General features: G+C 57.5%; 18 protein-coding genes. 14 read left to right on the top strand and 4 right to left on the bottom strand.

The annotated features are described in order from the left end of the window. Window positions 1–7 precede the first annotated feature (7 nt). Window positions 8–2,410, bottom strand: coding sequence for a DNA translocase FtsK (gene ftsK / locus ACODS3_RS02975; protein WP_304573823.1), 2,403 nt, complete (start codon window positions 2,408–2,410; stop codon window positions 8–10). 493 nt (window positions 2,411–2,903) lie between these two features. Here ftsK and aat point away from each other — a divergent pair, with 493 nt between their 5' ends. The 3 genes from aat to infA all read left to right on the top strand — a co-directional run bounded on the left by aat (window position 2,904) and on the right by infA (window position 4,669). Continuing rightward, on the top strand, window positions 2,904–3,593 hold the full coding sequence (gene aat / locus ACODS3_RS02970) for a leucyl/phenylalanyl-tRNA--protein transferase (RefSeq protein WP_201003300.1): 690 nt from the start codon (window positions 2,904–2,906) through the stop codon (window positions 3,591–3,593). A 48-nt stretch (window positions 3,594–3,641) separates the two neighbouring features. Then, the gene (locus ACODS3_RS02965; RefSeq protein WP_201003302.1) at window positions 3,642–4,349 is read left to right on the top strand and encodes an arginyltransferase; all 708 of its coding nucleotides are present in this window, start codon (window positions 3,642–3,644) and stop codon (window positions 4,347–4,349) included. A gap of 101 nt (window positions 4,350–4,450) precedes the next feature. Then, window positions 4,451–4,669, top strand: coding sequence for a translation initiation factor IF-1 (gene infA, locus ACODS3_RS02960; protein ID WP_002553999.1), 219 nt, complete (start codon window positions 4,451–4,453; stop codon window positions 4,667–4,669). A 93-nt stretch (window positions 4,670–4,762) separates the two neighbouring features. Here infA and clpA read toward each other — a convergent pair whose 3' ends face one another. Both clpA and clpS read right to left on the bottom strand, forming a co-directional pair. Next, a complete protein-coding gene (clpA, locus tag ACODS3_RS02955) occupies window positions 4,763–7,036 on the bottom strand; it encodes an ATP-dependent Clp protease ATP-binding subunit ClpA (RefSeq protein ID WP_201003304.1) in 2,274 nt (757 codons plus the stop codon). 30 nt (window positions 7,037–7,066) lie between these two features. Then, the gene (clpS, locus tag ACODS3_RS02950) at window positions 7,067–7,429 is read right to left on the bottom strand and encodes an ATP-dependent Clp protease adapter ClpS (protein ID WP_025259492.1); all 363 of its coding nucleotides are present in this window, start codon (window positions 7,427–7,429) and stop codon (window positions 7,067–7,069) included. A gap of 226 nt (window positions 7,430–7,655) precedes the next feature. Here clpS and cspD point away from each other — a divergent pair, with 226 nt between their 5' ends. Then, window positions 7,656–7,928: a cold shock domain-containing protein CspD gene (gene cspD / locus ACODS3_RS02945; RefSeq protein WP_201003306.1), complete on the top strand. Its 273-nt coding sequence runs from the start codon at window positions 7,656–7,658 to the stop codon at window positions 7,926–7,928. Window positions 7,929–8,009: 81 nt separating this feature from the next. Here cspD and icd read toward each other — a convergent pair whose 3' ends face one another. Beyond that, a complete protein-coding gene (gene icd / locus ACODS3_RS02940; protein ID WP_304573822.1) occupies window positions 8,010–9,266 on the bottom strand; it encodes an NADP-dependent isocitrate dehydrogenase in 1,257 nt (418 codons plus the stop codon). A 435-nt stretch (window positions 9,267–9,701) separates the two neighbouring features. On the opposite strand from icd, the gene ACODS3_RS02935 reads away from it, so the two are divergent. The 10 genes from ACODS3_RS02935 (at window position 9,702) to ACODS3_RS02890 (ending at window position 21,168) form a co-directional block, all read left to right on the top strand. Further along, window positions 9,702–11,927 (top strand): NADP-dependent isocitrate dehydrogenase, encoded by a 2,226-nt coding sequence (locus ACODS3_RS02935; RefSeq protein ID WP_489033169.1) that lies wholly within the window; start codon window positions 9,702–9,704, stop codon window positions 11,925–11,927. A 212-nt stretch (window positions 11,928–12,139) separates the two neighbouring features. Then, window positions 12,140–12,586, top strand: a complete 447-nt coding sequence (locus ACODS3_RS02930; RefSeq protein WP_201017797.1) for an NUDIX hydrolase — start codon at window positions 12,140–12,142, stop codon at window positions 12,584–12,586. Between the two features lie 60 nt (window positions 12,587–12,646). After that, the gene (gene mnmA / locus ACODS3_RS02925; protein WP_025259487.1) at window positions 12,647–13,777 is read left to right on the top strand and encodes a tRNA 2-thiouridine(34) synthase MnmA; all 1,131 of its coding nucleotides are present in this window, start codon (window positions 12,647–12,649) and stop codon (window positions 13,775–13,777) included. Continuing rightward, window positions 13,777–14,397 carry a high frequency lysogenization protein HflD gene (gene hflD, locus ACODS3_RS02920; protein WP_201003314.1) on the top strand — a complete coding sequence of 207 codons (621 nt, stop codon included), beginning with the start codon at window positions 13,777–13,779 and terminating at the stop codon, window positions 14,395–14,397. The genes mnmA and hflD overlap by 1 nt, the downstream gene beginning before the upstream one ends. Window positions 14,398–14,528: 131 nt before the next feature. Further along, window positions 14,529–15,899, top strand: a complete 1,371-nt coding sequence (purB, locus tag ACODS3_RS02915; protein ID WP_201017800.1) for an adenylosuccinate lyase — start codon at window positions 14,529–14,531, stop codon at window positions 15,897–15,899. A 61-nt stretch (window positions 15,900–15,960) separates the two neighbouring features. Continuing rightward, window positions 15,961–17,127: a ribosomal protein uL16 3-hydroxylase gene (locus tag ACODS3_RS02910; RefSeq protein WP_489033166.1), complete on the top strand. Its 1,167-nt coding sequence runs from the start codon at window positions 15,961–15,963 to the stop codon at window positions 17,125–17,127. After that, a complete protein-coding gene (locus ACODS3_RS02905) occupies window positions 17,120–17,542 on the top strand; it encodes a GNAT family N-acetyltransferase (protein WP_201017801.1) in 423 nt (140 codons plus the stop codon). The genes ACODS3_RS02910 and ACODS3_RS02905 overlap by 8 nt, the downstream gene beginning before the upstream one ends. Before the next feature lie 187 nt (window positions 17,543–17,729). Continuing rightward, the gene (locus ACODS3_RS02900) at window positions 17,730–18,470 is read left to right on the top strand and encodes a secretin N-terminal domain-containing protein (RefSeq protein WP_201003321.1); all 741 of its coding nucleotides are present in this window, start codon (window positions 17,730–17,732) and stop codon (window positions 18,468–18,470) included. Between the two features lie 505 nt (window positions 18,471–18,975). Beyond that, window positions 18,976–20,301: an isocitrate lyase gene (gene aceA / locus ACODS3_RS02895; protein WP_201017802.1), complete on the top strand. Its 1,326-nt coding sequence runs from the start codon at window positions 18,976–18,978 to the stop codon at window positions 20,299–20,301. A gap of 453 nt (window positions 20,302–20,754) precedes the next feature. Then, window positions 20,755–21,168, top strand: coding sequence for an NADH-quinone oxidoreductase subunit A (locus ACODS3_RS02890; RefSeq protein WP_032627857.1), 414 nt, complete (start codon window positions 20,755–20,757; stop codon window positions 21,166–21,168). Window positions 21,169–21,178 lie beyond the last annotated feature (10 nt).

Raw genomic sequence — 21,178 nt, 5'->3', positions numbered from 1 at the left:
GATTAAATCAGTCGCGCATCGGGCCTGGCGCAATCACTTCACGTGAGCCATTGGTGTTCATGGACGTCACGACACCTGCCATTTCCATCGCCTCGATCATCCGCGCAGCACGGTTGTAGCCAATCTTGAGTTTACGCTGCACGGCTGAAATCGATGCACGACGGCTTTCAAGAACGAACTTCACCGCCTCGTCATACAAGGCATCGCTCTCGCTGTCTTCACCGCCTTCGCCGCTGCCGCCATCGAAGCCGCTACCGGCCTCTTCGACGCCAGCCAGAATATCGTCGTTGTAGTTTGGCGTGCCACGCATTTTCCAGGCTTCCACGACACGGTGGACTTCCTCGTCGGAAACGAAGGCGCCATGCACGCGAATCGGCAGGCTTGTACCGGGCGGCATGTACAGCATGTCACCATGGCCCAGCAGTTGCTCGGCGCCACCCTGATCGATGATGGTCCGCGAGTCGATCTTGCTCGACACCTGGAAGGCCATGCGCGTCGGGATGTTGGCCTTGATAAGACCGGTGATGACGTCCACCGACGGGCGCTGGGTTGCCAGGATCAGGTGAATACCGGCCGCCCGCGCCTTTTGCGCAATACGGGCAATGAGCTCTTCGACCTTCTTGCCGACAATCATCATCATGTCGGCGAACTCATCGACCACCACCACGATGGTCGGCAAGGTGGTGAGCAACGGTGCTTCGTCATGGATGCTTTCACGACGATACATCGGATCGGAAATCGGGTTGCCCTCTTCCTCGGCGTCCTTGATCTTGCGGTTGAAGCCGGCAAGGTTACGCACGCCCATGGCCGCCATCAGCTTGTAACGACGCTCCATCTCGGCAACGCTCCAACGCAAGGCGTTGGCCGCATCCTTCATGTCGGTCACGACCGGGCACAGCAAGTGTGGAATGCCTTCGTAGATCGACAATTCAAGCATTTTCGGGTCGATCATGATCAGCTTGGCGTCTTCCGGGCCAGACTTGAACAGGATCGACAGGATCATGGCGTTCACACCCACGGACTTACCGGAACCGGTCGTACCGGCCACCAGCAGGTGAGGCATCTTCGCCAGATCGGTAATGACCGGACGACCACCGATGTCATGCCCGAGCGCCAGGGTAACCGGCGACTTGGCATTGTCGTACTCGGGCGAGGACAACACTTCGGAGAACCGCACGATCTGCCGGTCTTCGTTGGGGATTTCGATACCGACCGTCGTCTTGCCCGGAATCACCTCGACCACCCGCACGCTGGTCACGGCCAGGGAGCGGGCAAGGTCCTTGGCAAGGTTGGCGATACGGCTGACCTTGACCCCGGCGGCAGGCTGGATTTCATAGCGTGTAATGACCGGCCCGGGATGGATGGAGTCCACCGAAACCTCGACGCCGAACTCCTTGAGCTTGATTTCCAGCAGGTGCCCCACCGCCGCCAGCGATTCGGGCGAATAGTTGAGCTGCTTCTTTTCGGCCGGATCGAGAATCGAGATAGGCGGCAAGGTGCCTTCGATGGCACTGTCGACAAACAACGGCACCTGTTTCTCTTTCTGGACACGCTTGCTCGGCTCGGGCGCCTTCGCAGGCGCAGGAGCAATGACCGCTGGCACGTGTTTTTCGCGCTCGGTCATGTGCTTGCTCAGGGATTCCTCGCGCTCGATCAGACGCTCCCGGGCCTTGACCTGCTCACGACGGTCGCTGACGACAGGCGCTACGACCTCATCGACCCGCATATCGACTTCACGCAACTGCGCAACCATCTGCTTGCGCTCGGTACGAGCGATCCACCAGCGGTTGGCGGCACTCTGGATAAGCTCGAAAAGATCGAGGGTGATCTTGCCGGTCACATCCATGACCTTGAACCAGGACAGGTCGGTAAACACCGTCAGACCGAACAGGAACAAGGCAATGAACAGCAATGTGCTGCCCTGGATATTGAGGGCTTTCTTGGCCAGATCGCCAAGCACTTCCCCCAGCACTCCGCCCGCAGAGCCAGGAAAGCCCGCCGCGAAATGGAAATGGATATGCGCCAGCGCCGCACCCGCCAGCACCAGGAATACCAGGCCGATCAGGCGCCAGGAGAACAGCCAGCCGCTCCACTGCCACGGTTCATGGCGCTGACTGAAGACCTGCCAGGCCTTGATGGCCAGCAACAACGGAAAGATGTAGGCGAAATAGCCCAGAACCATGAACAGGATATCGGCACAAAAGGCACCCGCACGGCCTGCGGCGTTCTGGACCTGCGCGGAGCTGCTGGTATGGCTCCAGCCCGGATCGTTCTGATCGTAGGTCAACAGAGCCATCATCAGGTACAGGCACAAGGCACCAAAGGCGATCAGTGCACCTTCCTTGAGCCGATAATGCAGTTGCTGCCGCCAGAGCGGCACAGAGCTGGGTGCTGTGGTGGATTTTTTCAAAACGCTTTATTTCCTGCGCTCAAGCGCGAACATCTCGTTGATTGACTATGCACGGCTGTTGAATAGTATCGACTGACTCCAGCCGAAAACGGGATCGCGAACCTCTGAAACACCCGCAGAACAGATGACCTGAATGATAACGCGCAAAGCTGGCATTGTACGGCTTTGTAAGTCCCGAGGTCTGTAGGAAAACTCGCCACATCGGCTTTTAACGCCCCATGATCGACGTTTTCAGCCAAAGATCGGAGCCTACAGGCCAAAGCCTTTTTCATGATGCTCAATTTGAGCATGCATTCTCTTTTGTGACAAAGGCTTATGACGTGATTCTATCAGCGAGACAGAGCATGAGAGGCTATCCGCCTGCCATCTTTTACCCGCACTACCGAAACATTGTGACACGCACCATAATGGCGATCGTTTGTGACCGCATTTATCGTACAGAGTTGCACGTCACACACCTGCGTGCCCTCCCCTACCGCGAAGTTCTGATGCCATGCTGACCTGGTTGCAACGCAACAGCCTTGTTTTCCCACCACTGGAAAAAGCCCTGCGCGAACCCAACGGCCTGCTGGCCGCGGGCGGCGACTTGTCCGCCGACAGGCTGATACAGGCTTACCGGCATGGCTGCTTTCCGTGGTTTCAGGACGGGCAACCCATTCTCTGGTGGTCACCCGACCCACGTACCGTATTGCCGCCGAGCGAGATACATGTGTCGCGCAGCCTGGGCAAACTCATGCGCCAGGGGCGTTACAAGGTGACGTTCGACCAGGACTTCGCAGCGGTCATCCAGGCCTGCGCCGAACCTCGCAGCTACGCCAACGAAACCTGGATCACCCGCTCGATGCAGGAGGCCTACATGGAACTGCATCAGCGGGGACACGCACACAGCGTCGAGGTCTGGGAGCAGGACAAGCTGGTTGGCGGGCTGTATGGCCTGGCCATGGGGCAGCTGTTTTTTGGCGAATCCATGTTCAGCCGTGCCGATAACGCATCGAAGGTCGGCTTCGCCACGCTGGTGGAACGCCTGCATGCCTGGGGGTTTGTGTTGATCGACTGCCAGATGCCCACACAGCACCTGCACAGCTTCGGTGCCCGCTCGATCCCGCGCCAGACATTTGCCGACTACCTGCAACAACACCTGGATCAACCCAATAACGCCGACTGGTTGCCTAGTCGAGTTTGAAAGGCTGGCATACACTCTTATTCATGGATTCTGATAACGGGGGCGATCATGACAGAGCTGGCGCGGCTTAAGTTTTATGCCACTCAACCCCATACCTGCAGTTACCTGCCTGAAGAGCAGGCGACCACGCTGTTCCTCGACCCCAGCCAGCCAATGGACGTTCAGGTCTATGCCGACCTGTCTGACATGGGCTTTCGCCGCAGCGGCGACCACCTCTATCGTCCACACTGCCAGAACTGCAGTGCCTGCGTACCGGCACGCATCCCGGTGAGCATTTTCGTTCCGGACAGACAGCAGAAGCGCATCCTGAAACGCAACGCCGACATTGAGGTACGCCGGGCAAAGCCGGTTTTCACCGAGGAGTACTTCGACCTCTACCAGCGTTATATCGAACAGCGGCATGCCGATGGAGACATGTTCCCGCCCAGTCGCGACCAGTTCTCCACTTTTCTGGTCCGTGACCTGCCCTTCTCGCGATTTTATGAGTTCCGGGCAGACCAGCGCCTGCTGGCGGTCGCCGTGACCGACCTGCTGCCCAATGGTCTTTCTGCGGTCTACACCTTCTACGAACCGGATGAAGAGCGGCGCAGCCTGGGACGCTATGCCATTTTGTGGCAGATCGCCGAAGCAGCCAGACTCCAGTTGCATGCCGTGTATCTGGGATACTGGATCAAGAACTGCAAAAAGATGAATTACAAGACTCAATATCGCCCTATCGAGCTGCTAACCAATCAAAGATGGGTCACTCTGTATTGAAGCCCTTGGCTTAAAGTGGTTTTTTCGGGCACAATGCACGCCGCTTTTGCCTGGCGCCACTTGCACCGGGCCACTCATTTGTATACCGAGGGCTTTACTGCATGTCGAAAGAAGACAGCTTCGAAATGGAAGGCACTGTCGTCGACACCCTGCCCAACACCATGTTTCGTGTGGAGTTGGAAAACGGGCACGTCGTAACCGCGCATATCTCCGGCAAGATGCGCAAGAACTACATCCGTATTCTTACCGGTGACAAGGTCCGCGTCGAACTGACGCCTTATGACCTGAGCAAAGGGCGTATCACCTACCGCGCCCGCTAAGCTAGTACTGACAAAAACGCCCGGCATATGCCGGGCGTTTTTGTTTGTTCGTTTGCCTGACACCCATTGCTGAGTGTCAGGGCAAGACTACCGTCAAGCCATCTCGGCAGTTGTCTCGAAATCAAAGGTGATCTCACCATCCTTGATATCGACATGCACAACGCCACCGTGCTCCGACAACTCACCGAACAGGATCTCCTCAGCCAGGGGACGCTTGATCTTGTCCTGGATAAGGCGAGCCATTGGTCGAGCGCCCATCGCGGCATCGTAGCCACCTTGCGCCAGCCAGCTTCTGGCAGCGTCGGAGACTTCGAGCAGCACACGCTTGTCTTCCAGTTGCGCCTGAAGCTCGGTAAGGAACTTGTCGACCACGCTCTTGATGACTTCGTGGCTGAGACGGCCAAACTGGATGATGGTGTCCAGACGGTTGCGGAACTCCGGCGTGAAACTCTTCTTGATCACTTCCATTGCATCGGACGAGTGGTCCTGATGCGTGAAACCGATCGAAGCCCGCGCTGCCGACTCGGCACCCGCGTTGGTGGTCATGATGACGATCACATTGCGGAAATCCGCCTTGCGCCCGTTGTTATCGGTGAGCGTACCGTGGTCCATGACCTGCAAGAGCAGGTTGAAGACTTCAGGATGCGCCTTTTCGATTTCATCGAGCAGCAATACGCAATGCGGCTGACGGGTGATGGCCTCGGTAAGAAGACCGCCCTGATCGAAACCGACATAGCCCGGAGGCGCACCGATCAGACGCGAAACGGTATGACGCTCCATGTATTCGGACATGTCGAAGCGAATCAGCTCGACGCCCAGAGCCTTGGCCAACTGACGCGCCGCTTCCGTCTTGCCGACGCCGGTAGGCCCGGCAAACAGGAAGGAACCCACGGGTTTGTCAGGTGACTTCAGCCCGGCACGAGACAGCTTGATTGCCGTGGACAGCGAGTCGATAGCTGCATCCTGGCCAAAGACCGTGAGCTTGAGATCGCGCTCCAGATTACGCAGCAGCTCCTTGTCGGAACTGTTGACGTGTTTCGGGGGAATACGCGCGATTTTCGCGACGATATCTTCGACCTGCGGCACATCGATGCACTTGACCCGACGCTCGGCCGGTTGCAGGCGCTGGAAGGCACCGGCTTCGTCGATGACGTCAATCGCCTTGTCCGGCATATGCCGATCATTGATGTAGCGAGAAGCCAGCTCGGCAGCGGCGCGCAACGCTTCGTCGCTGTACTCGATGCTGTGATGCTGCTCGAAGCGCCCCTTGAGCCCTCTGAGGATACCAATCGTATCCTCGACCGACGGCTCGGAGACATCGACTTTCTGGAAGCGACGCGCCAGGGCGCGATCCTTCTCGAAAATCCCGCGGAACTCCTGGAAGGTGGTAGAGCCGATGCAACGGATATCGCCGGAAGACAGCAGCGGCTTGAGCAGGTTGGAAGCATCCATCACCCCGCCAGAAGCTGCACCCGCACCGATGATGGTATGAATCTCATCGATGAACAGGATGGCATGAGGCCGCTTGCGCAGTTCATTGAGCAGCGCCTTGAAACGCTTCTCGAAATCACCGCGATATTTGGTACCCGCCAGCAATGCTCCCAGATCAAGGGAGTAGACGACGCTGCTGGCCAACAGATCCGGCACCTGATTGTCGACGATACGCTTGGCCAGCCCTTCGGCGATGGCCGTCTTGCCAACACCCGCCTCACCCACCAGCAGAGGGTTGTTCTTGCGACGACGGGCGAGAATCTGAGCAACGCGCTCGACCTCACTCTCACGCCCGACCAGAGGGTCGATTCGCCCCTGGCGCGCCAGTTCGTTCAGGTTGCTTGCATAGGCATCCAGAGGATTGCCTGAGGAAGAAGCCTCGCCACCCTCGTCGTCCTGCATATCCTGCTCACCTTCAGAAGAGTGTTCGCCATGCCCTGGAACCTTGGAGATACCATGGGCGATGTAATTGACGACATCAATCCGGGCCACGCTCTGCTGCTTGAGCAAGAAGACGGCCTGGCTTTCCTGCTCACTGAAAATCGCAACCAGCACATTGGCACCGGTAACTTCACGCTTGCCGGAACTCTGTACATGGAAGACTGCACGTTGCAACACGCGCTGGAACCCTAGCGTCGGCTGGGTTTCACGATCCTCGTCATGGACGGGGATCAGTGGAGTTGTGGAGTCGATGAACTCCTGCAGATCATGCTTGAGCTTATCGAGGTTTGCGCCGCAGGCACGCAAGACAGTGGCTGCAGCCTCATTATCCAATAGAGCCAGCAGGAGGTGCTCGACCGTCATGAATTCATGACGTTTTGAGCGAGCTTCCTTGAAGGCAAGATTGAGGGTGACTTCGAGCTCACGGTTTAACATAGCTTCACCTCATACCCAAGTGGCCGGCGTTTAACCGTCCTTCTCGATCTCACAGAGTAGTGGATGCTGGCTTTCCCGGGCGTATTGATTGACCTGCATTGCCTTGGTTTCGGCTATGTCGCGGGTAAACAATCCGCATACTGCCCGCCCCTCTGTATGGACGGCCAGCATGACCTTGGTGGCCAGCTCACGATTCAGGTTGAAAAACACCTCAAGAACTTCGACGACGAAATCCATAGGGGTGTAATCATCGTTAAACAAAACCACCTTGTACATTGGTGGCGCCTGCAGGGTGGGCTTGGCGTCCTGCAACGCAATGCCAGCTGAGTCGTCCTCGTGTGACTGTGGACCGTCCTGATTGAATGTTAGTCGAATCTTGCTGATTGCATGCATGGTAAAGAAAGGTTCGTATAAAGAGCGGGTTGAATAATTTAGTCGCAGCATGACCGGTTTTCACATCGACCGCCGCATGACCTTGACTATCAGCTAATCGGTGTTACAAACAATAGAGCCCACATTGGGTAAAAAGGGTCCGCGCAGTCAACCAAAATTTTTTTTAGGCCAGGCGGATTGAGGTGGATGATACTCCAGACGGAGTCCTTTGCAGAGGGATATGGCTATGCTCAGTGGTAAAGTCAAGTGGTTCAATAATGCAAAAGGCTATGGATTTATTCTTGCCGATGGCAGAGATGAAGATCTGTTTGCTCATTATTCAGCCATACAAATGGATGGCTACAAAACGCTCAAGGCAGGCCAACCGGTCCAATTTGAGATCATTCAAGGGCCAAAGGGATTACATGCCGTGAATATCTCGTCTGCGTCCACAGCTACTGTTCCAACATCCGCAGATGCTTCAAGCGCAGCACAAAAGCCAGCTAATGTGTCGGCCTGAAGCAGACCACCACAGACGCCAGCCATGAAAGAAACAGCCAGTTCAGGATGACTGAACTGGCTGCTGCACGGCAGCGGTTGCTCACATGTGCGCAATCAGGGCATCGCCGAACGCCGATGACGAGAGCAGCGTCGCGCCCTCCATCAAACGCTCGAAATCATAAGTAACAGTTTTAGCGGCAATCGCGCCATTGGTGCCCTTTATAACAAGATCGGCAGCCTCGACCCACCCCATGTGCCGCAGCATCATTTCGGCAGACAGAATCAAGGATCCCGGATTGACCTGATCCTTACCGGCATATTTTGGCGCCGTACCATGCGTCGCCTCGAACATCGCCACGGTATCCGAGAGATTGGCACCTGGCGCAATCCCGATGCCTCCAACCTCGGCAGCCAGCGCGTCGGAAAGGTAATCCCCATTGAGATTAAGCGTTGCAATGACATCGTATTCGACCGGACGCAGCAGGATCTGCTGAAGCATCGCATCGGCGATGGCATCCTTGACGATCACATCCTTGCCGGTACGAGTATTGGTGAACTGCATCCAGGGGCCACCATCGAGCAGGGTCGCACCAAATTCCTCGGCGGCAACCTCATAAGCCCACTCCTTGAAGGCGCCTTCGGTAAATTTCATGATGTTGCCTTTATGCACGATGGTCAGCGAGTCGCGATCATTGTCGACCACATACTGCAACGCCTTGCGCGCCAGACGCCGGGTACCCTCTCGGGAAACAGGCTTGACCCCGATACCGCAATCCTGATCAAAGCGGATTTTCGTGACCCCCATCTCCTCCTTCAGAAAACGGATGACTTTGGTCGCTTCGGGAGATCCTGCCTTCCATTCAATCCCGGCATAAATATCTTCGGAGTTTTCACGAAAGATCGTCATGTTCACATCGCCGGGCTTCTTGACCGGGCTGGGCACGCCCTCGAACCATCGCACCGGCCGCAGGCAGACATACAGGTCCAGTTGCTGGCGCAAGGCAACGTTCAGCGAACGAATGCCGCCACCGACCGGTGTGGTCAGAGGCCCCTTGATGGAAACCACGTACTCCCTCACAGCATCCAGCGTTTCCTGGGGCAGCCAGGTGTCCGGGTCGTAAATCCGGGTCGCCTTCTCTCCGGCATAGACCTCCATCCATGAAATCCTGCGTGTATCGCCATATGCCTTGCTGACTGCCGCATCCACCACCTTGATCATGACGGGCGTGATATCGATGCCAATGCCATCCCCCTCGATGAAGGGAATGATCGGATTATCGGGAACGTTCAGGGAGTGGTCTGCGTTGACAGTGATCTTCTCACCGACGGCGGGAATTATTGTTTTTTGATATGCCATGCGGGACTCCGGTGCGGGCTGAGTGGACATCCTGACAGCCATTGAGCCTAGTCAACCCCACAGGCACAGGCAAAGCCCGCCAGTCCGAAGACCCCGAAAAGCCCCGAAAGCCTTGGTTTTGAGCCTGTTCGTTCGACCAACGGCGAATAGTCGCCATTCGATAGCACGCATAGCATTAATGCTTGGCGCCAAGGGTTTGATATACTCGCGACGTGACCGCAGAGTCATAAAGGCCGAAGCCTCTGGAATGAGACTTTCAGCTTTATATATGCGTCGGGCTGCTACCCCGCCCGACAGCTTGACGCTCGACTGATGCACCTAACATCACCGCGAATAAACCTCGACTTGTGCCCATGACAGAACTTTGGGCAAGAGTGCATACCCTGCGCGTATCGAGATTTTGTGCATGCTCAGCAAAACAGAGAGTTAATACCAATGTCCAACCGCTCGAAGATCATCTACACCTTCACTGACGAAGCTCCAGCCCTCGCCACCTACTCGCTTCTGCCAATCATCGAAGCATTTACAGCCTCTTCCGATATCGACGTCGAAACACGTGATATCTCACTGGCGGGCCGTGTTCTTTCCAGCTTCCCCGAATCGCTTGGCGCCGATCAGCAAGTGCCGGATCATCTCGCCGAGTTGGGCAAACTGGCTACAACGCCAGAAGCCAACATCATCAAGCTGCCGAACATCAGCGCCTCGGTCCCTCAATTGAAGGCGACCATCAAAGAGCTGCAGGAACAAGGCTTCAAGATCCCGGACTACCCGGAAGCGCCGTCCACCGACGCGGAAAAAGAAACCCGCGCCCGTTACGACAAGGTCAAGGGCAGCGCCGTGAACCCGGTTCTGCGTGAAGGCAACTCCGACCGCCGCGCCCCGCTCTCGGTCAAGAACTACGCTCGCAAGCACCCGCACAAGATGGGCGCCTGGGCTGCCGACTCCAAGGCTCACGTTGCTCACATGAGCAGCGGCGACTTTTACGGCAGCGAAAAAGCCGCTCTGGTCGAGGCTGACAACAGCGTCAAGATCGAGCTGATTGCCAAAGACGGTACAACCACCGTCCTGAAAGAGAAAACCAGCGTCAAGGCTGGCGAAGTGATCGATTGCTCGGTCATGAGCAAGAAAGCCCTGCGCAGCTTCATTGCCGCCGAAATCGAAGACGCCAAGAAGCAAGGCGTTCTGTTCTCGGTGCACCTGAAAGCCACCATGATGAAAATCTCCGACCCGATCATGTTCGGTCAGATCGTCGACGAGTTCTACAAGGACGCGCTGACCAAGCACGCCGACATCCTGAAGGAAATCGGCTTCAGCCTGAACAACGGCATCGGCGATCTGTATGACCGCATCGGCGCCCTGCCCGCTGACAAACAGGCTGAAATCAAGGCTGACATCCAGGCGGTCTACGCCACTCGCCCACAACTGGCGATGGTCAACTCCGACAAAGGCATCACCAACCTGCACGTACCGAGCGACGTCATCGTCGACGCCTCGATGCCTGCAATGATCCGTGACTCCGGCAAGATGTGGGGCACCGACGGTCAACTGCACGACGCCAAGGCTGTTATCCCGGATCGCTGCTACGCGACCATCTACCAAGCTGTCATCGAAGACTGCAAGAAAAACGGCGCCTTCGACCCAACCACCATGGGCAGCGTTCCGAACGTCGGCCTGATGGCTCAGAAAGCCGAAGAGTACGGCTCTCACGACAAGACTTTCCACATCAAGACCGATGGCGTGGTTCGCGTAACCGACAGCCAGGGCAACCTGCTGATGGAACAGAACGTCGAAACCGGCGACATCTGGCGCATGTGCCAGGCCAAGGACGCGCCGATCCAGGACTGGGTCAAACTGGCCGTCAACCGCTCCCGCGCCAGCAACACCCCGGCGATTTTCTGGCTCGACCCGGCTCGCGCCCATGACAGCGTCATGATCGAGAAAGTCCAGAAGTACCTGGGCGACCACGACACTTCGGGCCTGGACATCCAGATCCTGTCGCCGGTCGAAGCCATGAAGCTGACCCTGGAACGCACCCGTGCCGGCAAGGACACCATTTCGGTGACCGGTAACGTACTGCGCGACTACCTGACCGACCTGTTCCCGATCATGGAACTGGGCACAAGCGCCAAGATGCTGTCGATCGTGCCGCTGATGAATGGCGGTGGCCTGTTCGAAACCGGCGCTGGCGGTTCGGCTCCGAAACACGTTCAGCAGTTCGTCGAAGAGAACTTCCTGCGCTGGGATTCCCTGGGCGAGTTCCTGGCTCTGGCCGCTTCGCTTGAGCACCTGGGCAATGCCTACAACAATCCTAAAGCTCTGGTCCTGTCCAAGACTCTGGATCAGGCTACCGGTGAGTTCCTGGATCGCAACAAGTCGCCTTCGCGCAAAGTCGGCAGCATCGACAACCGCGGCAGTCACTTCTACCTGACCCTGTTCTGGGCACAGGCTCTGGCTGCTCAAAACGACGACGCCGCCCTCAAGGCGCAGTTCAGCCCGCTGGCCAAGACACTGACCGACAACGAAGAGAAAATCGTTGCCGAGCTCAACGCTGTCCAGGGCAAACCAGTGGAAATCGGTGGTTACTACTTCACCAACCCTGAGCTGACCAGCAAAGCCATGCGCCCTAGCGCAACCTTGAACGCCGCAATCGCTGCGTTGTAAGTGGCAAACCGGTCAGACACATGACCTGCAAAAGCCCCGGCCACGCACCGGGGCTTTTGTATTTCAGGGCCGAGAAAATTCAAAGGTCATCAATCACTTTGTGGGAGGCAGCTTGCTGGCGACTTCAGCGTACAGGCGCAGAATATCTGCCGGTTTCACAGGCCTTTTCGCCAGCAAGCTGCCTCCTACCCCCATACACGAGTAGCAACATTATGGAATGGCAAGCCCACGTTACCGTCGCCACCATCGTCGAAGATCAGGGCCGCTTCCTGTTTGTCGAAGAGATCAAGGGCGGACAAGCAGTACTCAACCAACCCGCCGGCCATCTGGACCCGAACGAAAGCCTGCAACACGCGGCCGTGCGCGAAACCCTGGAAGAAACCGGCTGGAACGTCGAACTGACCAGCGTGATCGGCATTTATCTGTACACCGCGCCCAGCAATGGCGTGACTTACCAACGCATCTGCTTTGCCGCCAAGGCCCTGCGCCATCATCCCGAGTACGCGCTGGACGAAGGCATTGTCGGCCCGGTCTGGCTGACACGCGACGAACTCCTGACCCAGCAGCATCGCTGGCGCAGCGAGCTGGTCCTGCGCTGTGTCGATGATTATCTGAATGGCGAACACTTCAGTCTTGCCTTGCTGCGCGACAAGGCGTGAGACTCGACGCCCACAGCCTGATAGAATCGCGTCCTTTTCAAGGCCACCCATTGAACTCCCATGCGTGATCCAGCCCACTGCAACCCAGAAAACAAGCGCGTCATAGTCGGCATGTCCGGCGGCGTGGACTCATCCGTTTCCGCTGTCCTGCTCATGGAGCAGGGTTATCAGGTGGAAGGCTTGTTCATGAAGAACTGGGAAGAAGACGACGGAACGGAATACTGCACTGCCCGCGAAGACCTGGCAGACGCTCAGGCCGTGTGCGACAAGATTGGCATAAAGCTGCACACCGCCAACTTCGCCGCCGAGTACTGGGATAACGTGTTCGAGCACTTCCTGGAAGAGTACAAGGCAGGCCGCACGCCCAACCCGGACATCCTGTGCAACCGGGAAATCAAGTTCAAGGCCTTCCTTGACTACGCCCTGATGCTCGGCGCCGACCTGATTGCAACCGGACATTATGTACGTCGCCGCGATATCGACGGCCGTACCGAACTGCTCAAAGGCCTGGACCCGAACAAGGACCAGAGCTATTTCCTGCATGCCGTAGGCGGCGAACAGATTGCCAGGACGCTGTTTCCGGTCGGCGAACTGGAAAAGCCCGAGGTGCGTGCCATCGCCGAGAAACACGGCCTGGCGACAGCCAAGAAGAAGGACTCCACCGGCATCTGCTTTATCGGCGAGCGCCGTTTCACGGATTTCCTGCGTCAGTACCTTCCCGCCCAGCCCGGCGAGATCAAGACCACCGAAGGCGAGGTCATCGGCCGCCACAACGGCCTGATGTATCACACCATCGGTCAGCGTCAGGGCCTGGGCATCGGCGGCCTGAAGGATGCGAGCGATGATCCGTGGTATGTACTGGTCAAGGACCTGGAACACAACGAGTTGATCGTCGGCCAGGGCAACGACCATCCATGGTTGTTTTCCCAGGCACTGGTCACCTCGCAGATCTATTGGGTCAACCCGATAGACCTGAGCAGCCCGAAGAAACTGACCGCCAAGGTTCGTTATCGCCAGGGCGACCAGCACTGTACGCTGGAAAAGACCGCTGATGGCTACCGCGCCCTATTCGATGAACCGCAGCGCGCCGTGACACCCGGTCAGTCCGTGGTGTTCTATGACGGTGAAATCTGCCTGGGGGGCGGCGTCATTGAAATAGCCGAACCCTGGAAGAGCAAGGACAAGCGTTGATGACCCCAATTCAGGAGCAACTGATCGCTCTGGGCGGCGTATTCCAGGCCGCCATGCTGGTCGACAGGATTGCCAAGACCGGACAGGTCAGCGAAGCCGGGCTGAGCTGCATGCTCGGCAGCCTGCTGGTGCTGGACCCCAAGGACACGCTGGAGGTTTATGGTGGCGACGACCTGAACCTGCGCGAAGGCTACCGCGCCATGGCCAGCGCCCTGGAGCGTGACCCCGCGACCCTGCAGCGCGAGCCTTTGCGCTACGCCCTGTCGATGCTGGGCCTTGAGCGGCAACTGGCCAAACGGGATGACATGCTGGAAGTGATCGGCAAACGCCTGCCGCAAATCCAGTCCCAGGCGGAGCATTTCGGCATTGCCCATGAAAACGTGATTGCCGCCACCGGCGCGCTTTATCAGGACACCCTGAGCACTCTGCGCCAGCGCATCCAGGTTCATGGCGACATGCGTAACCTGCAGCAACCCAACAACGCCTCGAAGATCCGCGCCCTGTTGCTGGCCGGCATTCGCTCTGCCCGTCTATGGCGACAAGTTGGCGGTCATCGCTGGCAACTGGTCTTCAACCGACGCAAGTTATTGAAAGAACTCTATCCGCTGATGCACGGCTGACCCGCCACGCAACTGCGACCCTTACCACCCAGGCACGACGCTATCTACGCTGGTCAGTCCGACCCAGTCGGACTGAAATTTCATGTATGATATGCGCCCCTTTTCGTTGCCCGACTGTTCGAGACCACCCCATGCAGCTTTCTTCGCTCACTGCGGTTTCCCCTGTTGATGGCCGCTACGCCGGCAAAACCCAGGCCCTGCGCCCTATTTTCAGCGAATACGGCCTGATCCGCTTTCGCGTGATGGTTGAAGTTCGCTGGCTCCAGCGCCTGGCAGCTCACCCGCAAATCAGCGAAGTACCGCCGTTTTCCGCGCAAGCCAACGCCATCCTCGATGCCCTGGCTGAAGACTTTTCCGTGGAACACGCCGAGCGCGTGAAAGAAATCGAACGCACCACCAACCACGACGTTAAAGCCGTGGAATACCTGCTCAAGGAACAGGCTGCCAAACTGCCTGAGCTGGACAAGGTCAGTGAATTCATCCACTTCGCCTGCACCAGCGAAGACATCAACAACCTGTCCCACGCCCTGATGCTGCGCGAAGGTCGCGACAACGTGATGCTGCCGCTGATGCGCCAGATCGCCGACTCCATCCGCGAACTGGCCCAGCGCTTCGCCGACGTGCCGATGCTGTCGCGCACCCACGGTCAGCCAGCCTCCCCGACCACTCTGGGCAAGGAACTGGCAAACGTCGTCTATCGTCTGGAGCGCCAGATCGCCCAGATCGCCGCAGTTCCCCTGCTCGGCAAGATCAACGGCGCGGTAGGCAACTACAACGCTCACCTGTCGGCCTATGCGGACATCGACTGGGAAGCCAACGCTCGCGCCTTCATCGAAGACGAACTGGGCCTGGGCTTCAACCCGTACACCACCCAGATCGAACCACACGACTACATCGCCGAGCTGTTCGACGCCATTGCCCGCTTCAACACCATCCTGATCGACTTCGATCGCGATATCTGGGGCTACATCTCCCTGGGCTACTTCAAGCAGCGCACCATTGCAGGCGAAATCGGTTCGTCGACCATGCCGCACAAGGTCAACCCGATCGACTTCGAGAACTCCGAAGGCAACCTGGGTATCGCCAACGCACTGTTCCAGCATCTGGCGAGCAAACTGCCGATTTCCCGCTGGCAGCGCGACCTGACCGACTCCACCGTACTGCGCAACCTGGGCGTGGGCTTTGCACACAGCGTTATCGCCTACGAAGCCAGCCTCAAGGGCATCGGCAAGCTGGAACTGAACGAACAGCGCATCGCTGCCGACCTGGACGCATGCTGGGAAGTTCTGGCAGAGCCTATCCAGACCGTAATGCGTCGCTACAACATCGAAAACCCGTACGAAAAACTGAAAGAACTGACACGCGGCAAGGGCATCAGCCCTGAAGCGTTGCAAACTTTCATCGACGGCCTGGACATGCCAGCCGAGGCCAAGGCCGAGCTGAAGAAGCTGACTCCAGCCAATTACATCGGTAATGCCGTGGCGCAAGCCAAGCGTATCTGACAAGTAACACTTTCTGCACACGCCCGGCTGTGCCGGGCGTTTTCATTTCAAGGGCTTACAAATGAATCCTGATATTCCTCTTCAACTTCTGGGCGGCATGAGCGCGCGTGTTTTCCTGCGTGACTACTGGCAGAAAAAGCCCCTCCTGATCCGTCAGGCGCTGCCGGACTTTCAAAGCCCGATCGATCCTGACGAGCTGGCTGGCCTGGCCCTGGAAGAAGAAGTCGAATCCCGACTGGTCATCGAAAACGGCGAACGCCCATGGGAATTGCGTCGCGGCCCGTTCACCGAAGACGATTTCAGCAAGATGCCTGAGCGCGAATGGACCCTGCTGGTCCAGGCCGTGGATCAATTCGTCCCCGAAGTCAGCGAACTGCTGGAGAATTTCCGCTTCCTGCCAAGCTGGCGTATCGATGACGTCATGATCAGCTACGCCGCACCGGGCGGTAGCGTCGGGCCACATTACGACAATTACGACGTATTCCTGCTGCAAGGTCATGGCAAACGTCACTGGCAGATCGGCCAGATGTGCGACTCCGAAAGCCCGCTGCTCCCTCACGCAGACCTGCGCATCCTTTCGGATTTCCAGATGACCGAAGAGTGGACTCTGGAGCCGGGCGACATGTTGTATCTGCCGCCACGCCTTGCACACAGCGGCGTTGCCGTGGATGACTGCCTGACCTACTCGGTAGGTTTCCGGGCACCGAGCGCTGCGGAAGTGCTGACCCACTTCACCGACTTCCTCAGCCAGTTCATCCCGGATGAAGAGCGTTACACCGACGCCGACGCACAACCGGCCAGCGACCCGCATCAGATCCAGAAAGACGCCCTTGACCGTCTCAAGACACTGCTGGCCGAGCACATGAGCGACGAACGCCTGCTGCTGACCTGGTTTGGCCAGTTCATGACCGAGCCTCGCTACCCGGAGCTGGTCGTCGGCCCGGAACTCGAAGAAGAGGACCTGCTCGACAGCCTGGAACAGGGCGCAGTTCTCATTCGCAACCCAAGCGCACGCCTGGCATGGTCTGAAGTTGATGACGATCTGCTACTGTTCGCCAGTGGCCAAAGTCGTCTTTTGCCGGGCAGCCTGCGCGAACTGCTTAAATTGATTTGTGCGGCCGATTCGCTGCACAGCGAAAACCTCGGCCAATGGTTGGCCGATGAAGAGGGACGCAATCTGATTTGCGCACTCGTAAAACAAGGAAGCCTGGGATTTGCCGATGAATAAAATCACTGTATCCGTCGCGGACTGGCAGAAGAATAACGCCGATATCCGGCGTATTCGTGAAGCCGTGTTCATTGCCGAGCAATCGGTACCACCGGAACTGGAATGGGACTCGGAGGATAGCGACGCCATACATTTTCTGGCCCGTGAAGGCGATTATGCCGTCGGCACTGCCCGACTGCTGCCGGACGGCGAGATCGGCCGCCTGTCGGTCCTCAAGGACTGGCGCGGCCTGAAAGCCGGTGAAATGCTGCTGACCGCCATCCTCGAAGAAGCACAGACCCGTGGCCTGAAGCAGCAGAAGCTCAGTGCGCAGGTTCAGGCCGTTGCGTTCTATCAGCGCTTTGGTTTCACCGTGGTCGGCGACGAGTTTCTCGAAGCCGGGCTGCCGCATATCGATATGGTGCGTCAGGCCTGATCCAGACCGATATGTAGGCGATTTTCAAGGCACTACATAACGTAACGCCCCGCCATTTTCTTGCAGCATGACTATGCTGGAACAGGAAATGCCGGGGCGTTTTGCCATCTGCCAATTCAACTTGCCCCCACCCCTGGCCGACAAAGTGGCACACTCGGTTTTTACGCGCCCCTCGCGGAGATTGGACATGTTGTTACGTACCCTGCTCACTTCATTACTTGTCGCGTTCAGCACCTGTACGCTGGCCGCTACCGAAATCGTACCGCTCAATTACCGCACCAGCGCGGATCTGCTGCCAGTCGCCAAATCCTTTCTGGGAGCGGACGGCTCGGTCAGCGCCTACGGCAACCAACTGATCGTCAATGCCGAATCACGCAAGATCGAAGAACTTCGCGCCCTGATCTCGCAACTGGACACCGCCCCCAAACGCCTGCTCATCAGCGTCGACACCAGTGACAGTGCCGCACGAACCACCAACGGCGGCAATGCAACTCGCATCATCAGCTACGGCACCTCCAGCCGCGATGGCGGCGTACAGCAGGTGCAAGCCACCGAAGGCACGCCTGCACTGATTCAGACAGGCCAGAGCGTACCTCTGACCACCACTCGCACGGACGCTTATGGCTATCCCCAGAGCAATACCGAATATCGCAATGTCACTCAGGGCTTCTATGTCACGGCCAGCGTTACCGGCGATATCGTCCACCTGAACATCAGCACCAATCGAGATCGCCTGAGCCAGGAGCGACCGGACGCCATAAAGGTCCAGAGCACCGACAGCCAGGTCAGCGGACGCCTGGGCGAATGGATCACTCTGGCGGGTTCCAGCGATCAATCGGTGGCTGATCAGCGTGGCATAGCGCAACGCTACTCCACCCAGGGTCGCGACGACATGGTTCTGCGGGTCAAGGTCGAAAGCCTTGAATAATCGGCAATGGCGTGAAACCCGGCACCCACGGGCCTTTTAGTGACCAGACAGTCGCATTAGACCAAAGATGTAGTGCCAATAAAAAAGCACTACAAAACGTTTGACGAGTAAAAAAGAGCGAGGCATGATTGCCTCGCTCCCGCTAATCAGAGGCCTTCAAAAAGCCTCAGGATCGAAGCTCTAAGCCTGAGCCGATTCCCGTCGATATTGCCCACAAGGCTGTTTGACGAGGTTACGACTGGAACGAAGTTGTCCCTGGGGACGGAAGCGTTAGCGGTTGATCGGCAAAGCTGTTCGAGCAAAGCAATAAGGCATCCACGAGCCGGATTGCTCACTCGCGCCGCCACACCTGCGCCTTCCTCTCCCGAGCACTTCGCTCCCCCGTCGCACCGCGCTTATTGCTGACCTCTGACAAGCGAGCAGCCATCTACCGTGCCTTCGATAAACGAGGCGTTTTGGCGGAGCAGGATCTTCCAACCAAAACCTGACAATGAGGTTTATCTCCATGGCACTGACACGCGAACAACAAATAGCGGCTCTCGAGAAAGACTGGGCTGAAAATCCGCGCTGGAAAAACGTGACCCGTACCTATTCTGCTGCTGATGTCGTCCGCCTGCGTGGCTCGGTTCAACCTGAACACACCTTCGCAAAAATGGGCGCCGACAAGCTCTGGAATCTGGTCACGCAAGGTGCCAAGCCGTCTTTCCGCCCAGACAAGGACTTCGTCAACTGCATGGGCGCCCTCACTGGCGGCCAGGCGGTGCAACAGGTCAAGGCAGGCATACAGGCGATCTATCTCTCGGGCTGGCAGGTTGCTGCCGACAACAACTCCGCCGAGTCCATGTACCCCGATCAGTCGCTGTACCCGGTGGACTCGGTTCCGACCGTGGTCAAGCGGATCAACAACTCGTTCCGCCGCGCCGACCAGATCCAGTGGAAAGCGGGCAAGAATCCGGGCGATGAAGGCTATATCGACTATTTTGCGCCCATCGTGGCCGATGCCGAAGCTGGCTTCGGTGGCGTGCTCAACGCCTATGAGCTGATGAAAAGCATGATCGAAGCCGGTGCCGCCGGCGTGCATTTCGAGGACCAACTGGCGTCCGTCAAGAAATGCGGTCATATGGGCGGCAAAGTTCTGGTCCCGACCCAGGAAGCCGTGCAGAAACTGGTTGCCGCTCGCCTGGCTGCTGACGTTGCAGGCGTACCGACCATTATCCTGGCCCGCACCGACGCCAATGCCGCCGACCTGCTGACCTCCGATTGCGACCCTTATGACAAGCCTTTCGTCACCGGAGCCCGTACCCCTGAAGGGTTCTACAAAGTGCGCGCAGGCCTGGACCAGGCCATCTCCCGCGGCCTGGCTTACGCCCCTTATGCGGACCTGATCTGGTGTGAGACTGCCAAGCCGGATCTGGACGAAGCCCGCCGTTTCGCCGAAGCCATCAAGAAGGAGTACCCGGACCAGTTGCTCTCCTACAACTGCTCGCCCTCCTTCAACTGGAAGAAGAACCTGGACGACGCGACCATCGCCAAGTTCCAGCGCGAGCTTTCGGCCATGGGCTACAAACACCAGTTCATCACCCTGGCCGGCATTCACAACATGTGGCACAGCATGTTCAACCTGGCGCACGACTACGCCCGCAACGACATGACTGCCTACGTGAAGCTGCAAGAGCAGGAGTTCGCAGATGCTGCCAAGGGCTATACCTTCGTGGCTCACCAGCAGGAAGTGGGCACCGGGTATTTCGACGACATGACCACCGTGATTCAGGGCGGCACTTCATCGGTCACCGCACTGAAAGGCTCCACCGAGGAAGAGCAGTTCCACTGATCCTTCGTGCAAGGAAACGGACAGGCAGGCCGCCCGATCGGGCGGCCTGTTTTTTCATGTTTCAACGCCGCGCATTGACCCCGGACAACCTTTGATGCGGTTCGCAGTGATACAACTGTAATGTCTTAATAAACAGAACAGGAGCACTGAATCCCCTGGCGAACTATAAAACGCTCACTCAAATGATATTAATTATCATTCAAATTTCCTTTTATTGCTTTTCCCTATTAAGAAAAGCAATTAGTGAAAACCTTGGTAAGGCCCGGCCCACAAGCCTTGCAGCCATTACTAGATGCCAGATTCGATTAATTCATTAAATAATTTTGATGTAGAAAATTTACTTGCCAAGTATTTGCACATAAAATCACCCCGATGCTCCCGCTGCGACATATCGTCACGGACTCACTCTTTATCAAGCACAGAGACCTTTGCTCTCTATTAAGGACTGCCAGCATGCCCGAATCGACAGGTTTGATTGCCCACAACTGGGGCTTCGCCATTTTCCTTTTGGGTGTTGTCGGTCTTTGCGCCTTCATGCTCGGTGTCTCAAGCCTGCTGGGAAGCAAGGCGTGGGGCCGCAGCAAGAACGAACCTTTCGAGTCCGGCATGCTGCCCACCGGCAGTGCGCGCCTGCGACTCTCCGCAAAATTCTATCTGGTCGCGATGCTCTTCGTGATCTTTGACATTGAAGCCCTTTTTCTCTTTGCCTGGTCTGTGTCCGTCCGCGAAAGCGGCTGGACCGGATTCGTCGAAGCACTCGTTTTCATAGCAATTCTGTTGGCAGGTCTTGTCTACCTATGGCGGGTTGGAGCGCTGGATTGGGCTCCTGAAGGTCGCCGTAACCGGCAAGCGAAGCTAAAACAATGAGGCTTTGGCG

Source organism: Pseudomonas sp. FG43 (genome assembly GCF_057809175.1).
The sequence above is the reverse complement of the archived record's forward strand: the minus strand, read 5'-3'. Positions and strand labels throughout refer to the sequence as shown.